The sequence below is a fragment of the Devosia albogilva genome (assembly GCF_042685625.1).
In the GTDB taxonomy this organism is placed as follows: Bacteria; Pseudomonadota; Alphaproteobacteria; order Rhizobiales; family Devosiaceae; genus Devosia; species Devosia albogilva.
The window spans coordinates 2,955,244-2,969,271 of sequence record NZ_JBHUNP010000001.1 but is presented as its reverse complement, the minus strand read 5'-3'; the positions used below and the strand labels follow the sequence as shown (position 1 = coordinate 2,969,271).

Genomic DNA, 14,028 nt, shown 5'->3' with positions numbered 1-14,028 from the left:
TTGGGCGGAGTGCGCCCTAACCGCCGCATCAAACGGCCGAACGCCCCCTTGGTTCCATCAAGGAGCAACTATTCTCCGGCTGCCGCCACGCGCTGGTATGGCCGCTGCGCGTGCACCTGCTCGGCCACGAGGAAGGCCAGTTCCAGTGCCTGCGAGGCATTGAGGCGCGGATCGCAATAGGTGTTGTAGCGGTCCGACAGCGTTGCCTCGGTCACGGCAGAGAGCCCCCCGACGCATTCGGTCACGTCGTCGCCGGTCATCTCGATATGCACGCCGCCGGCATAGGTGCCCATCTCGCGGTGGATGTCGAAGAAGGACTTCACCTCAGAAAGGACGCGCTCGAAGGGGCGGGTCTTGAACCCGGTAGATGCCTTGATGGTGTTGCCGTGCATCGGATCGGAGCACCACACGACAGTGCGGCCCGCCCGCTGCACGGTCTCGATCAGCCGCGGCAGGTGATCGTGAATCTTGTCGGAGCCGAAGCGGCTGATCAGGGTGATGCGGCCGGCCTCGTCGGTGGGATTGAGCCGGTCCAGCAGACGGAGCAGATCGTCGTTGCTCAGCGTGGGACCGCACTTGATGCCGATGGGATTGTTGATGCCGGCAAAGTACTCGACATGCGCGCCATCTGGTTGGCGGGTGCGGTCACCGATCCACAGCATGTGCCCGGAGGTGGCGTACCAGTCGTTGGTGATCGAGTCGCGCCGGGTTAGCGCTTCCTCGTAGCCGAGCAGCAGGGCTTCGTGGCTGGTGAAGAAGCTGGTCTGCTTAAGTGCCGGGGTGTTTTCGGGGTTGATGCCGAGGGCCGACATGAAGGTGATGGCGTCGTCGATCTTGCGCGCCACTTCCTCGAAGCGAACGTTCCAGTTGGACCCCTTCATGAAGCCCATGGTCCATTCATGGATGCGGGTCAGCTCGGCATAGCCACCCACCGCGAAGGCACGCAGCAGGTTCAGGGTCGCGGCCGACTGGCGATAGGCCTGGAGCATCCGATCCGGATCGGGCTGGCGCGCAGCCTCGCTGAACTCGATGGCATTGATGATGTCGCCGCGATAGCTCGGCAGTTCCACCCCATCGATGGTCTCGGTATCGGCCGAGCGCGGCTTGGCGAACTGGCCGGCCACACGGCCGACCTTGACCACAGGCTTGGACGCGCCATGGGTGAGAACCACGGCCATCTGCAGGAAGACGCGGAAGAAGTCGCGGATGTGATCGGCGCCGTGCTCGGCAAAGCTTTCGGCGCAATCGCCGCCCTGCAGCAGAAAGGCGTCACCACGCGCAACGGCGGCGAGACGGGTCTTCAGGTCACGCGCTTCGCCGGCGAACACCAGGGGCGGGAAGGTGGACAGAACCCGCTCCGCCTCGGCCAGCGCGACCGGATCGGGATAGGCCGGCACCTGCGAAATCGGCTTGCTGCGCCAGCTGCTGGGGGTCCACGTGGTCATGGTGGGAGCGTCCTTCCGTATGCCCGGCCGGAATAGCAAAGGGGATGGGGTTGGAACAAGCACAATCCCCGTCGGGGATATCTACCGTCGGTTGGTGGTGCGGTGTTTGCCAGCCCCACCTAGCCTCCCGCTGAAGGGGGAGGGACCGATCGGGGCGTGGAGGGGGCGGGGCAAGCTTGATGCGGCCCCTCCCCCGCTGGCGGGGGAGGTTGGGTGGGGGCGCGATGCCGGAGCTTGCCGTGAACCCGACACCCCAACTTCCTCTAGCGAGGGCGGAACAGGACATTGAGGTCGCCTTGGGCACGACACCCCCACCCTCACGCTCCCCTCAAGGGTGAGGGAGGAGGAGAGATCGGGATGGAAGGGACAGAGAGCGTGTTCATCGTCTCCCTCCCCTTGTGGGGAGGGACCAAGGGTGGGGGTGTCGGCGGTGCGGCTCGCTTGGACGTCGGAGTTGAACCGCTACTCCGACATCCCAATCTCACCAGCTATTCGGGCGGCAGGCCGTGACGGGGACTACATCAGGACGTCCGGCGCCCGGTTTACCAGTTGGTCTCGAGCGCTTCGCGAGCCTGATCGTCGGTCCAGGAGGCGGGTACCCAGACGCCCACTCGCTCGCCGTGCTGATTGAGGACCAGGTGGCGCATGGGCGTCGTGCCGCCGGGCTCGGCGTGATCGTAATCGGCCTCGTGGTGACTGAACGGCTCGCCCCGGCCGCTGCCGGGGTAGAGCCAAATGCCGCTGTACTCGCCCTGGGACATGCTCATTGCAAACCTCCTTGCGAAGGCTAAACGCGAGGAAGCCGATGTCGCTCCCGAGTTCAGCCGCCGACCTTGTCGCCATTCCGGTAGGTGTAGGTAGGGGCCTTGAATGTCACCAGTTCTTCGGCGGCGGTGGGGTGGAGGGCAATGGTGCGGTCGAAGTCGGCCTTGGTGGCGCCCATGCCGTAGGCAATGGCGACCAACTGGATCATCTCGGCGGCGCCGGGCCCGAGGATGTGGCAGCCGAGGACGCGGCCGCCATCCTTTTCGGTGATGAGCTTGAGGATCATCCGCTCGGTACGGGTCGACAGCGTGGTCATCATCGGCCGGAAGCGGGCGACGTAGACGTCGATGTCGCCATGGGTGGCGGCTTCGGCTTCGGTGAGGCCCAAGACGCCGATTTCCGGCTCGGAGAACACAGCGGTCGGGATCTGCGAGTGGTCGACGGCGAGCGGATTGTCGTTGAACACGGTCTCGGCGAAGTACCAGCCTTCGCGGATCGCGACCGGGGTCAACTGGGCGCGGCCGGTGACGTCGCCGACGGCGTAGATCGAGGGCACGTTGGTGCGAGAATAGGCGTCGACGGCGATCTCGCCGCGATCGTTGAGGTGGACGCCGGCCTTGTCGAGGCCGAGGCCGCGGACATTGGCGCGGCGGCCGGTGGCGAACATCACGGCGCCATAAGGGGCGGTGACGCCATCGCTGAAGGTGGCGGCGACATCATCGCCGTGGCGGGCGAGCGAGCGGATGCTGGTCTGGTAGATGATGCGGATGCCGCGGTCGATCAGCCCGGCTTCGAGGCCGCGGCGCATGTCGAGATCGAATCCGCGGAGGAGACATTCGCCGCGATAGACTATGGTGGTGTCGACCCCGAGCCCGGCGAAGACGGTGGCGAACTCGACCGCGACATAACCGCCGCCCTCGATCAGAATCGAATGCGGCAGCTTCGGCAGGTCGAAGGCCTCGTTGGAGGTGATGCCGAATTCCTTGCCCGGAATGTCGGGGATGTAGGGGTGGGCGCCGGTGGCAACCAGCAGGTATTTCGCGGTCAGCGCGCGGCCGCCCTGGACCAGCTCGATGCTGTTGGGGCCTGTGACAACGGCGCGATCCTTGACGATCTCGACGCCGGGCTTTTCGAGATTGGCGGTATAGGCCGCTTCGAGCCGGGTGATCTCCTTCTCCTTGTTGGCGACCAGGGTCGGCCAGTCGAAGCTCGAATCCACCTGCCAGCCGAAGCTGGGGGCGAGATCGAAGAGGTCGCGATAGCGGGCGGCGTAGACATAGAGCTTTTTGGGCACGCAGCCGCGGATGACGCAGGTGCCGCCGACGCGGAACTCCTCGACCACAGCCACGCGCGCGCCGTAGGTGGCGGCCATGCGGGCGGCGCGCACGCCACCGGAGCCGGCGCCGATGACGATGAGGTCGTAGTCGTGGCTCATGATGCCCCTGCTCTATCGGTGTTTCACGATGATATGTCGGTATGGGCTTGGCATAAACAAAGGCCCCGCACAAGGCGGGGCCGGTCTGCGTCGTCTGCCGATCCGGCTGCCGCCTAGACCTCGACTCCCTGGGCGCGCAGTTCGGCGCGGACCTGGGCGAAGAACTCGCGCTTGACGTTTTCGGTGAAGACCTGAAGCACGCGCTGCAGGTCCGAATTCACCTCGAGGTTGGAGGCGGAGAGCTTCTTGCCGACCTCGGATTCGTAGAAGGCGACGATCTGCTGCAGTTCCTCGACGGTGAAGCGCAGCGCATAGACGCGGGCGAACTGGTTCATCAGTTCGTCCTTCCGGGCGCGGTAGTCCTCGAGGACCTTGGCCACGGCGCCGTCGACTGCATCCATGATCTCGGGGTTCTGGGTGACGAGCTGGCGCATGGTCTCGATGCCGGTCTCGACCATAGTGACCTCGAAGACCGAGGCGTTGTCGGTGAGGTCGACATACTGGCGAGCCAGAGCGAGCTGCTCCGGGGAGACTTCCTGCGCCATCACCGGCGCCGAGAACGCCAGCACCGCGGCGCTCGCCATCACTGCCATCAGGGCCTTTGCCCGCCCCAGCACCTGCATCATCGTCACGAACCCGTCCTTGTTTCGTTGGCTACCAGCGTTCTTACGCCATCTGGTCCCGCCACATAAGCCTTGTTGCACATATTCAGAAACAGCCCGTGCTGGACTACGCCGGGGATGTCGAGAAGTGCGGTCGAAAGCGCTTCTGGCTGCGAAATGCGGCCAAAAAAAGCATCGAGAATGAGGTGTCCACCGTCGGTGACGAAGGGTTCGCCGGCTGCAGTGCGACGCAGCTTGAGCTGGCCCTCGGCGCCGTGAACGGAGAGCACGACCTGCACGGCGCGCTCGGTGGCGCCGAGACCGAAGCGGTTGACCTCCACCGGCAGCGGAAAGCGGCCGAGCGTATCGACGAGCTTGCTCGCGTCGGCGATGACGATCATCCGGTCGGAAGCGGCGGCGACGATCTTTTCGCGCAGCAGTGCGCCACCGCCGCCCTTGATGAGGTTCATGCGGGCGTCGATCTCGTCGGCGCCGTCGACGGTGAGGTCGAGGCGGTCGAGGGTGTCGAGATCGGAAAGGGGGATGCCGAGGTCACGCGCCTGCCGGTCGGTGGCCTCGGAGGTGGGGACGCAGAGGACATCGAGGCCGTCACGGACGCGCTCGCCGAGCAGGTCCACGAAGTGGCGGGCAGTGGAGCCGGTGCCGAGGCCGAGACGCATGCCGGAGCGGACGTCGCTCAGCGCCATCGCGGCGGCCTCACGCTTCATTTCCTCGCTCATGCTGCGCCCCTCCGTATGGGTGGGGCGTAGTGCCACCATCGGTGCCAAGTCAAGCGCGCCGCCAGGGGGTGTTCACGGATTGGTGAACAGGATGGACTGTAACCGTCTAGCAACACTGTGTGTTCATCCTGCGGCAACTGTGGCGACATGGAGGCAGCCGCCTCTATTCGCGCATCTGCTAAGTGAATATGCAACCGCCATTACGGGGACGGCGAATCGAGCCAGTGTTCCCCTGCCAGAGGCCAAGTCGTCAGATGATGAAGTTGAAGTCAGCGATCGCGATCGTCCTGTCCGTTCTTCTTGCCGCAAGCCTCGCGCAGCCGGCGACGGCGGCGCGTGTCTATAGCCCGGAGCTGAATGCCTGGGTAGAAGAGGGGTCGATCCCCGCTCACACGCCGCGCGGCGGCAGCCCCATCCGCAAGCAGATCGTCGACTATGAAACCAACTACAAGCCCGGCACCATCGTGGTCGAGACCGGCGAGCGCCGCCTCTATCTGGTGATGGAAGACGGCAAGGCCCTGCGCTACGGCATCGGCGTCGGCCGCGAGGGCTTCACCTGGTCCGGCAGCCACCGCATTACCCGCAAGGCCGAGTGGCCGGGCTGGACGCCGCCGCCAGCCATGCGCAAGCGCGTCCCCGACCTGCCGGCCTATATGCCGGGCGGCCCCGACAATCCGCTCGGTGCGCGCGCGCTCTATATCGGCTCGACCCTTTATCGCGTGCATGGCACCTCCGAGCCGTGGTCGATAGGGCAGGCCGTTTCCTCCGGCTGCATCCGCCTCACCAATGACGACGTGATCGACCTCTACGAACGCGTGCAGGTCGGGGCGCTGGTGGTGGTGAACCACTAAGCCGCCGAGATACCGGATCTGACGAAGGGCTGCCGACAGGCGGCCCTTATACATATCGAGGCCGGAACGTCGTTATGATGTTCCGGCCTCAGTTCATTGTGGTGGTTGCAACACCACGATGATGCACGCAGAGCGGTTGGGCATCCGGCCCTGAACGTTACGTTCGTAAAAAAGCATCACCCTCTGCGTGCCTTGAGGCTTCGTCGCACCGTTGAGAGAGCCTTGCGCTCGCGTATAAGGGAGACCAAGCCTATGCCTTATGCTACCCGTTTTGTGGGCATCGACATATCAAAATCCTTCCTGGATGTCTGCCTGCTGCCCGATCAGGAGAAGGCTCGCTTTGCCAATACGGCTGAAGGCGTGGCTGCCCTCATCGCCTTTCTGGCGCCCCTGAAGGGGATCGCGCGGCTGATTTTGGAGCCGACCGGCGGTTACGAGCGCCTGACCGTGGCGGCCCTTCAAGCGGCCCAGTTGCCGGTTGCCAAGGTCAATGCCGGCCAGGTCAGGCAGTTCGCCAGAGCCTGCGGGCAGCTCTCCAAGACCGATACGATCGACGCCTTCGTCCTCGCTGACTATGGCCGGCGCATGCAGACGCGCATCCTGCCGCAGCGCTCCAGCCGGCAGGCTGCGCTGGAGGAGCTTGTCCTGCGCTACAGGCAGTTGTCTCACATGATCGTGCAAGAAAAGAACCGGCGCGAGAAGCTGAACCACGGGACCCAAGGCAGGACGAAGGAGTGGATCGAACAGACCCTGGGCTTTCTGGTCAAGCAGCGTCAGGCTGTTGTTGACGACATGGCAGAGTGCCTCAGAGCGGACCCCGAACTCGGCAAGAAGGCCGAGGTGCTCATGTCCCTCAAAGGGATCGGCCTACGCACGGCATGCTTCCTGCTGGCAGGCCTGCCCGAACTGGGTCTGCTCAACAAAGCTCAGATCGCCAAGCTGGTCGGGGTTGCCCCCCTCAACCGCGACAGCGGCGCAATGCGCGGAAAGCGCATGATCGCGGGCGGCAGAAGGCCAGTGCGCGACGCACTCTATCTCGCCGCGCTGCCGGCAATCCGCTTCGATCCAGCAATCAAAGCCTTCTACACAAGCCTGCGGGGCAGAGGAAAACCCGGAAAGGTCGCTCTCGTCGCCGTCATCCGAAAAATGCTCATCATCCTCAACGCCAGACTCCGAGACAACAACCCAGCTGTCCTTGACCGCTAACACCGTTGCTTTTTCGTTGTGCCTCGCCAATGCCATCTGCCGGCACTACAGTGAGCCCATGACCGCCCCTGCCCCGCACCGCCCGCTGATCGACGGCTTCGGCCGGCGCATCTCGTATCTGCGCATCTCGGTGACCGACCGCTGCGACTTCCGCTGCGTCTATTGCATGGCGGAAGACATGACCTTCCTGCCCAAGAAGGAGGTGCTGGACTTCGAGGAGATCGAAGCCATCGCCGGCGCCTTCATCGCCCGCGGCACCACCCGCATCCGGCTCACCGGCGGCGAGCCGCTGGTGCGGCGTGACATCATGCGGCTGGTGGAGACCCTCGGGCAGCGCCTTAGCAACGGACTGGAAGAACTGACGCTCACCACCAATGGCAGCCAGTTGGCAAAGCACGCCACGGGCTTGGCTGCCGCTGGGGTGCGGCGGATCAATGTGTCGCTCGATACGCTGGATGCGGACCGGTTCACGGCCATCACCCGGCGCGGGCGGTTGGCGGATGTGCTGGCGGGGATCGAGGCGGCGCAGGCGGCCGGGCTCGCCGTCAAGATCAACATGGTGGCGATGCGCGGCGTCAACGACGACGAGATCGAGCCGATGCTGCACTGGGCCCATGGCCGCGGCATGGGGCTGACGCTGATCGAGGGCATGCCGCTGGGCGAAGTCGGTATCGACCGCGTCGACAGCTACCTGCCGTTGCGGGAGCTGCACCAAAACCTGTCGCGCCGCTTCACGCTGACCCCCACCACCAAGCGGACGGGCGGGCCGGCGCGCTATGTGCATGTGGCGGAAACTGGCGGCACGCTCGGCTTCATCACCCCGATGAGCCACAATTTCTGCGAGAGCTGCAACCGCGTGCGCCTGACGGCCACAGGGCAGCTCTATCTGTGCCTTGGGCAGGACGACCAGGTGAACCTGCGCGATGCCTGGCGCGAGGGTGGGCCGGAAGGGCTGGATGCGGCGCTGGACCACGCGATGCGGATCAAGCCAAAGGGTCATGATTTCGTACTGGACCGCACCCGCCCCGCGCCGGCCGTGGCGCGGCATATGAGTGTGACGGGCGGCTAGAGGAGAGCACCATGGGAGAGCGGATCACGCTGACGGCGGAGGATGGCTTCACGCTCAATGCCTATCGGGCGCGACCGGAAGGGCAGCCCAAGGGCGGCGTGGTGGTGATCCAGGAGGTGTGGGGGCTCAACAACTGGATCCGCAGCGTCGTTGATCGCTGGGCACGGCACGGCTACCTGGCGGTGGCGCCGGCCATGTTCGACCGGGTGGAGTTCGGCTACGAGAGCGAGGACTACGGACCCGAGCAGTTCAAGGTCATCGGCGAGATGCTGAAGCGCTTCAGCCACGACACCGCCCTGCTCGACGTCAAGGCGGCCGTGGCTGCAGCGGCCGAGGGCGGCAAGGTCGGAATCACGGGCTACTGCTTCGGCGGAGCGGTGAGCTGGCGGGCGGCGCACCATGGTCTCGGCCTCAGTGCGGCCTCGGGCTACTATGGCGGCGGCGTTCCGAACTACATGGAGCTCGAGCCCAGCATCCCGCTCGAAATGCACTTTGGCGGGCAGGACACCGGCATTCCGCTCGAGCAGATCGAAGCGCTGAAGGCCCGGCACCCCGATGTGCCGATCCACGTCTATCCAGCGGGTCACGGCTTCTGCAACAGCGACCGCTCCGACAAGTTCGACGAAGCGGCCTGCACCAAGGCATCGGCGCGCACCCTCGAGTTCTTCCGCAAGCACCTTGCCTGACCTCGCCCGGCACCGCGCCTATCTGGAGGACGCGTGGCGACAGGCGCAGGCCGCACCGCTCTCCAGGCGCAAGGTGATGCTGGTGGCGGCGCTGATCGATGCGTTCGTCGATCATCAGTTCGACGCCGACGGTGCCGCCGACGACATTCTCGAATACCGCGCAGCGCGGGCGGCTTCCTCCCCTGCCCTCGCCCTGATCATGAACCTGTGCAGCCAGCGCGGCGTGCAGTTGGTGCTCGACACGATGCAAGTGCCGCTGGGCGAGTATGACCGGCTGGGCATCGAGGACTTCATGGTCAGCCTCTACAACGACCACAGCGTCCAGCGGCTCAGGCTAGCGCTGCCGGATGGTGGCCGACTAGACATGCTGGAGACGCTGAAGGCAGCGATAGCGGCGTTGCAGTAGATTGCAAAGACATATTTGCAAAGCAATGTTTGTGGATATAGGCTGGTACTCGATGAGGAGAGCCTGCCGTGCCCAGACACATCCGCAGCATCGTGCCCGACACCACCGCCCTGAAAGCACTGGCGCATCCGGTGCGCGTCAGAATGCTCGGGCTGCTGCGGATCGAGGGGCCCGCCACCGCGACCGGTTTGGCAACGCGGCTAAAGCTCAACAGCGGGGCGACCAGCTACCATCTGCGGCAGTTGGCGGAGCATGGCTTCATCGAGGAGGCAGAGGATCTCGGCAACCGGCGGGAGCGCTGGTGGCGGGCGGCGCATGAGTCGACCAATGTTGACATCCGCGGGTCGGAAGATGAGGCGGCGGAGGCCGGGCTTGCGTTTCTGCAGGCCGCACTGAGTTGGCAGGTCAGCCAGATGCAACGCGCGCTGGAGCTCACCCCACAACAGCCCAAAGAGTGGCGCGAGGCCTCGACGGTCAGCGACTGGACCATCCCCCTCACTGCGGCAGAAGCGAAGGCGTTGACCGAACGGGTGCAGGCGATCCTTTGGGAGGTGAAATCCACCGCGCCACCGCTCGGGGAAGCACCGGACGGCACCCGCCCGTTTACAGTTGTGTTTCACAGCTTCCCCCTGCCCCAGGAGCCGGAGGGATGAAGCGCCCGCTGCTGGCGCTGATCCTGGCACAGGCGCTGTCGCTGACCGGCACGCGGCTGTCCACCGTGGCCATTCCGTGGCTGGTACTGACCACAACCGGTGATCCGGTGCTGACCGGGCTCGTGGGCCTCGCCGAGATGCTCCCTTATGTCCTCGCCAAGGCACTGGGCGGCCCCTGGGTCGACCGGCTGGGCGCGCGCACGATCTCGCTGTGGTGCGACCTCGTCTCACTTGCAGCCATCGGGATTATTCCGGTGCTGGAGGGTTTCGACTTGCTGAGCTTGCCGGTGCTGCTGCCGCTGGTGGCAGTGCTGGGCATGCTGCGCGGCCCTTCGGATGTGGCCAAGTACTCTCTGGTGCCCGAAGTGGCGCGCCGTGCCGGCCTGCGGCTGGAACGGGTAACGGGCACGATGGGCGCCGTCGAGCGGTTGGCTTCCACGGTAGGGGCGGCAGCGGCCGGGGCGCTGATCGCGCTGATCGGGGCGGGGCCGGCGCTGATCGTCAATGCGGTGACGCTGGCGCTCTCGGCCCTGGTCGTTGCCTGGGGCTTGCCACGGGCTGCATCGGCGGGCGCTGCCGCCCTGCCCTACCGCCAACAGTTGCGCGAAGGCTGGAACTTCCTGCGGCACGATCCAGTGCTGATGGGCATCGTCATCATGGTGATGATCACCAATCTGTTCGATCAGGCGCATGCGGCTGTGATGCTGCCGGTGTGGGTGCAGACGCATGGGCATGATGCCGCGCTGCTGGGGCTGCTGCTGGCGATTATGTCCGGCGCATCCATCGCCGGTTCGCTTCTGGCAGGCGCAACCGGGGAAAGGCTGCCGCGGCTACTGGTCTATACCGCCGCCTACCTGATCGTCGGGTTTCCCCGTTTCGCCGTCTTCGCCTTCGAAGCACCACTGGCGCTCATCGCGACGGTGCTGGTGATTGGCGGCTTCGCCTCGGGATTCCTCAACCCGATCCTGTCAGCCATCAGCTTTGAGCGCACCCCGGCCGCGCTGGTGGGGCGGGTCATGGCGCTGATCGGAGCCATCAGTTGGGGGTTGATCCCGTTCGGTGGCCTTGTGGGCGGCGCGCTGATCGCCGGACTCGGCCTCGATGCTGCCCTACTGATTGCCGGTGGCTGCTATCTTGTGGTGACGCTGATGCCGCTGGCGCTACCCAGCTTCCGGCAGTTCGACCGGCCGCCGCTCAATGCCGCGGGGGAAATAGCGAAGGAATAAGGGCACCAGCAGCGCGGGGCGGAGTTGCCGCTGGTGCCCTCTTCAGCCGACGCTCCAAAGCACTTGCGAAGCATGGGACGTTTGGAAGTCAACGGAGCCATACTAGCAGCCCCGTGCTGAGCGACCGGTGAGGGATAGTGTCAGTGTCCTGTCAGCTTCAAAGCCGTAGATTTGCAGCATGGTGAAAGCGTTCCGCCTCTTGCTGGTCCTGCTGTTCCTGGCCGCCAGCGCCCAGGCCGCGTTCGCGCAGGGTAACGGCAACGGTCAGGGCAACGGCAATGGGAATGGAAATGGCGGCAATGGCGGCGGCCCGCCGGGCCATTCCAACGCCGGTGGCAACGGAAACGGGAACGGCAGCGGGAGCGGGAACGGGAACGGGAACGGACCATCGGAGCCGGGCGGCAATTCGGGCAATAGCGGCAACGGCGGTCAGGGGAATGGCGGCAACGGGAGCGGCGCTGGCCCAGGCGGTGGCGGCCCCGGGAACAGTGGTAACGGCGGCAACGGAAACGGAAACGGTGGTGGCCCCGGTAATAGCGTCCCTGGCAACGGCGGGCCCGGCAACAGCGGGAATGGCAACGGCGGCCCGGGCAACGGCGGCACGCCCTCCGGCGGGAATCCCGGTGGTGGTCCGGCAGGCCTGCCCCCGCCGGTGAGCGCCGGACCTGGCGGGAATATCCCGGCCCCGGCAGCGGTGGGGGCTTCGGAGCGGGCCGCCCTCGAAGCGGTGCAGTCCGGTCAGGCGGTCCCACTCGAATCGATCCTGCCCGACCTCGAAGCGAGCACCGGTGGGCAGATGATCGATGCTGAACTGGTGACGATACAGGGCTTCCTGCTCTACGAAATCAAGGTGCTGACACCCGGCGGCCGGGTGGCAGTGAGGTATTACTATGCCCGGAGCGGGCTGCCGGTGCGGGGACAATAATGCGGGTGCTGGTGGCCGAGGACGATGACCGGATCGCCGAAACGCTGGTGACCGCGCTGACGCGTGCGGGCTTCGCGGTGGAACGTGAAAGCGAAGGCGACACCATCTGGTTTCGCGGGGACACGGAGAGCTTCGACGCGGTGATCCTCGACCTGGGGCTGCCGCAGGTGGATGGGCTGACCATTCTGAAGCGCTGGCGCAATGCCGGCCGCACCATGCCGGTGCTGATCCTGACCGCCCGCGGCCAGTGGGAGGAGCGGGTGGATGGTATCGAAGCCGGCGCCGACGACTATGTCGTGAAGCCCTTCCACGTCATGGAGATCGTGGCGCGGATCCGCTCGCTGGTGCGGCGGGCAAGCGGACTGGCCTCGGCCCGGATACCGTTTGGGCGCTACCTGCTCGATACCGCCAAGATGCAGGTGTTCCTGGATGGGGCGCCGATCGACCTTACGCCGCAGGAATACAAGCTGATCGCCTATCTGGTGCACCAGCGGGGCCGAGTGGTGTCCCAACTCGAGATCACCGAGCACATCTACGCGCAGGATTTCGAACGGGAGTCCAACGCGGTGGAAGTGCTGGTGGGTCGCGTGCGCAAGCGTCTCGGGGCCGACGTGATCAAGACCCGCCGCGGCTTCGGCTACACCCTGGGCGAGGAGGCATGAACCTGTCCTCGCTGCGCCTGAGGCTGATGGGGCTGGCGCTGGTCTGGGTGGTGCTGTCGCTGGTAGCGGCGGCAGTGGTGCTGCAATACCTGTTTGCCATCAATATCGAACGCACCATGCGCTCGGACATGGAGGCAACGCTGGGGCGCCTTGCCGCCGTGATCATGCCGGAGATGGAGACGCCGGCAATCAGCGCTCCGCTGCCCGACCCGCTCTATTCGGTGCCGTTGAGCGGCAAATACTGGCAGATCGAGGACGCCGAAACCGGCGAAACCACCCGCTCGCGCTCGCTCTGGGATCTCGAGCTGGCCGTGCCCGACGCGGGGGGCGGACAGGCGGTCATGAGCCACGTCGAGGGGCCAAGCGGTGGACACCTGCTGCTGTTGACGCAAATGCTGGAAATGTCCGGACCAGAGCGCACGCGCCTTTTCCGCGTCACCGTGGGCGAGGATCACGCACCGATTGACGCGGCGATCAGCAGCTTCAACAGCGACGCCGCGGCGGTGCTGGCCCTGCTCGGCTCGCTGCTGATCCTGGCGGCGTGGCTGCAGATCGTGCTGGGGCTGTCGCCGGTGACGGCGCTGCGCCGTGGCGTTGAGGAGGTGCGGCAGGGATCGGCCGACCGGCTGAGGGGCAAGTTCCCCACCGAACTGGCGCCGCTGGTGGAGGAGGTCAACGCCTTGCTCGAAAGCCGCGAGACCTCTGTGACCAAGGCGCGGGAACGGGCGGCCGATCTGGCGCATGGCCTTAAGACGCCGCTGGCGGCGCTGCATGGGGTGGCGGAGCGGCTGCGGGCGCAGGGGGAAGAGCGCGAGGCACACCTGATCGACGATCTCGCCTTTGAGATGTCGGAGCGGGTCGACCATCAGTTGCGGCTGGCGGTGCTGCACCAGCGCACCAGCGCTCACACGGCCAGTACGTCGTTGAACACGGCGGTGCTGCGAACGCTGACCGTGCTGAAGAAGACAGCCCGGGGCGAGACGCTGCACTGGGTGGCGCAATTGGGCGACGACTGCCAGGTCGACATGCACCGGCAGGACTTGCTGGAGCTGGTGGGCATCGTGCTCGAGAATGCCGCCAAATGGGCCGAGGGCCGGGTGACGATCCGGGGTTGGCGGGCCGGAGAGCACGCGTCGGTGTCCGTCGAGGACGATGGGCCGGGGATCGCAGAGGATCAGCTGGAGCAACTGGGGCGGCGGGGCGTACGGCTCGACGAGAGCAAGCCGGGTTCGGGACTAGGGTTGGCGATGGCAGCCGAGATCCTGGAGATAAACCGCGGTGCCATCGCCTATGATCGCGCGGAGAGCGGCGGGCTCAAAGTGACGCTAACCCTGCCGCTCGCCGCGCGGGGTTGAGC

The 14,028-nt window shown here is 65.8% G+C and carries 15 protein-coding genes; 10 read left to right on the top strand and 5 right to left on the bottom strand.

The window, feature by feature from the left end:
* Positions 1 to 68: 68 nt before the first annotated feature.
* The 5 genes from ACFSX5_RS14860 to rpiA form a co-directional block, all read right to left on the bottom strand.
* Positions 69 to 1,445 (bottom strand): class II 3-deoxy-7-phosphoheptulonate synthase, encoded by a 1,377-nt coding sequence (locus ACFSX5_RS14860; protein WP_386834478.1) that lies wholly within the window; start codon positions 1,443 to 1,445, stop codon positions 69 to 71.
* 542 nt (positions 1,446 to 1,987) lie between these two features.
* On the bottom strand, positions 1,988 to 2,212 hold the full coding sequence (locus ACFSX5_RS14855) for a hypothetical protein (RefSeq protein ID WP_386834476.1): 225 nt from the start codon (positions 2,210 to 2,212) through the stop codon (positions 1,988 to 1,990).
* A gap of 53 nt (positions 2,213 to 2,265) precedes the next feature.
* Complete coding sequence (gor, locus tag ACFSX5_RS14850) at positions 2,266 to 3,648, bottom strand: glutathione-disulfide reductase (RefSeq protein WP_386835655.1); 1,383 nt, start codon at positions 3,646 to 3,648, stop codon at positions 2,266 to 2,268.
* A 110-nt stretch (positions 3,649 to 3,758) separates the two neighbouring features.
* Complete coding sequence (locus tag ACFSX5_RS14845) at positions 3,759 to 4,271, bottom strand: DUF2059 domain-containing protein (RefSeq protein ID WP_386835654.1); 513 nt, start codon at positions 4,269 to 4,271, stop codon at positions 3,759 to 3,761.
* A 2-nt stretch (positions 4,272 to 4,273) separates the two neighbouring features.
* Positions 4,274 to 4,987 carry a ribose-5-phosphate isomerase RpiA gene (gene rpiA, locus ACFSX5_RS14840; protein ID WP_386834475.1) on the bottom strand — a complete coding sequence of 238 codons (714 nt, stop codon included), beginning with the start codon at positions 4,985 to 4,987 and terminating at the stop codon, positions 4,274 to 4,276.
* 254 nt (positions 4,988 to 5,241) lie between these two features.
* On the opposite strand from rpiA, the gene ACFSX5_RS14835 reads away from it, so the two are divergent.
* The 10 genes from ACFSX5_RS14835 to ACFSX5_RS14790 all read left to right on the top strand — a co-directional run bounded on the left by ACFSX5_RS14835 (position 5,242) and on the right by ACFSX5_RS14790 (position 14,026).
* Complete coding sequence (locus tag ACFSX5_RS14835) at positions 5,242 to 5,838, top strand: L,D-transpeptidase (RefSeq protein ID WP_386834473.1); 597 nt, start codon at positions 5,242 to 5,244, stop codon at positions 5,836 to 5,838.
* A gap of 252 nt (positions 5,839 to 6,090) precedes the next feature.
* Entirely contained in the window at positions 6,091 to 7,044 is a 954-nt protein-coding gene (locus tag ACFSX5_RS14830; RefSeq protein ID WP_386835569.1) for an IS110 family transposase, read from the top strand.
* Between the two features lie 58 nt (positions 7,045 to 7,102).
* The gene (moaA, locus tag ACFSX5_RS14825) at positions 7,103 to 8,113 is read left to right on the top strand and encodes a GTP 3',8-cyclase MoaA (protein ID WP_386834472.1); all 1,011 of its coding nucleotides are present in this window, start codon (positions 7,103 to 7,105) and stop codon (positions 8,111 to 8,113) included.
* Positions 8,114 to 8,124: 11 nt separating this feature from the next.
* Positions 8,125 to 8,799, top strand: coding sequence for a dienelactone hydrolase family protein (locus ACFSX5_RS14820; protein WP_386834471.1), 675 nt, complete (start codon positions 8,125 to 8,127; stop codon positions 8,797 to 8,799).
* Positions 8,792 to 9,205 (top strand): hypothetical protein, encoded by a 414-nt coding sequence (locus tag ACFSX5_RS14815; RefSeq protein ID WP_386834469.1) that lies wholly within the window; start codon positions 8,792 to 8,794, stop codon positions 9,203 to 9,205. Before ACFSX5_RS14820 ends, ACFSX5_RS14815 begins: the two co-directional genes overlap by 8 nt.
* 68 nt (positions 9,206 to 9,273) lie before the next feature.
* Positions 9,274 to 9,858 carry an ArsR/SmtB family transcription factor gene (locus tag ACFSX5_RS14810; RefSeq protein WP_386834468.1) on the top strand — a complete coding sequence of 195 codons (585 nt, stop codon included), beginning with the start codon at positions 9,274 to 9,276 and terminating at the stop codon, positions 9,856 to 9,858.
* Positions 9,855 to 11,084: an MFS transporter gene (locus ACFSX5_RS14805; RefSeq protein ID WP_386834466.1), complete on the top strand. Its 1,230-nt coding sequence runs from the start codon at positions 9,855 to 9,857 to the stop codon at positions 11,082 to 11,084. The genes ACFSX5_RS14810 and ACFSX5_RS14805 overlap by 4 nt, the downstream gene beginning before the upstream one ends.
* A gap of 178 nt (positions 11,085 to 11,262) precedes the next feature.
* Positions 11,263 to 12,009, top strand: coding sequence for a PepSY domain-containing protein (locus ACFSX5_RS14800; protein ID WP_386834465.1), 747 nt, complete (start codon positions 11,263 to 11,265; stop codon positions 12,007 to 12,009).
* A complete protein-coding gene (locus tag ACFSX5_RS14795) occupies positions 12,009 to 12,671 on the top strand; it encodes a response regulator transcription factor (RefSeq protein ID WP_386834463.1) in 663 nt (220 codons plus the stop codon). The genes ACFSX5_RS14800 and ACFSX5_RS14795 overlap by 1 nt, the downstream gene beginning before the upstream one ends.
* Positions 12,668 to 14,026 (top strand): sensor histidine kinase, encoded by a 1,359-nt coding sequence (locus tag ACFSX5_RS14790; protein ID WP_386834462.1) that lies wholly within the window; start codon positions 12,668 to 12,670, stop codon positions 14,024 to 14,026. The genes ACFSX5_RS14795 and ACFSX5_RS14790 overlap by 4 nt, the downstream gene beginning before the upstream one ends.
* Positions 14,027 to 14,028: the final 2 nt, after the last annotated feature.

Excerpts from the sequence above, each read along its gene's own strand:
- ACFSX5_RS14860 (WP_386834478.1), bottom strand. The coding sequence starts at position 1,445 with ATGACCACGTGGACCCCCAGCAGCTGGCGCAGCAAGCCGATTTCGCAG.
- ACFSX5_RS14855 (WP_386834476.1), bottom strand. The coding sequence starts at position 2,212 with ATGAGCATGTCCCAGGGCGAGTACAGCGGCATTTGGCTCTACCCCGGC.
- ACFSX5_RS14845 (WP_386835654.1), bottom strand. The coding sequence starts at position 4,271 with ATGATGCAGGTGCTGGGGCGGGCAAAGGCCCTGATGGCAGTGATGGCG.
- rpiA (WP_386834475.1), bottom strand. The coding sequence starts at position 4,987 with ATGAGCGAGGAAATGAAGCGTGAGGCCGCCGCGATGGCGCTGAGCGAC.
- ACFSX5_RS14835 (WP_386834473.1), top strand. The coding sequence starts at position 5,242 with ATGATGAAGTTGAAGTCAGCGATCGCGATCGTCCTGTCCGTTCTTCTT.
- ACFSX5_RS14830 (WP_386835569.1), top strand. The coding sequence starts at position 6,091 with ATGCCTTATGCTACCCGTTTTGTGGGCATCGACATATCAAAATCCTTC.
- moaA (WP_386834472.1), top strand. The coding sequence starts at position 7,103 with ATGACCGCCCCTGCCCCGCACCGCCCGCTGATCGACGGCTTCGGCCGG.
- ACFSX5_RS14820 (WP_386834471.1), top strand. The coding sequence starts at position 8,125 with ATGGGAGAGCGGATCACGCTGACGGCGGAGGATGGCTTCACGCTCAAT.
- ACFSX5_RS14805 (WP_386834466.1), top strand. The coding sequence starts at position 9,855 with ATGAAGCGCCCGCTGCTGGCGCTGATCCTGGCACAGGCGCTGTCGCTG.
- ACFSX5_RS14800 (WP_386834465.1), top strand. The coding sequence starts at position 11,263 with ATGGTGAAAGCGTTCCGCCTCTTGCTGGTCCTGCTGTTCCTGGCCGCC.
- ACFSX5_RS14795 (WP_386834463.1), top strand. The coding sequence starts at position 12,009 with ATGCGGGTGCTGGTGGCCGAGGACGATGACCGGATCGCCGAAACGCTG.
- ACFSX5_RS14790 (WP_386834462.1), top strand. The coding sequence starts at position 12,668 with ATGAACCTGTCCTCGCTGCGCCTGAGGCTGATGGGGCTGGCGCTGGTC.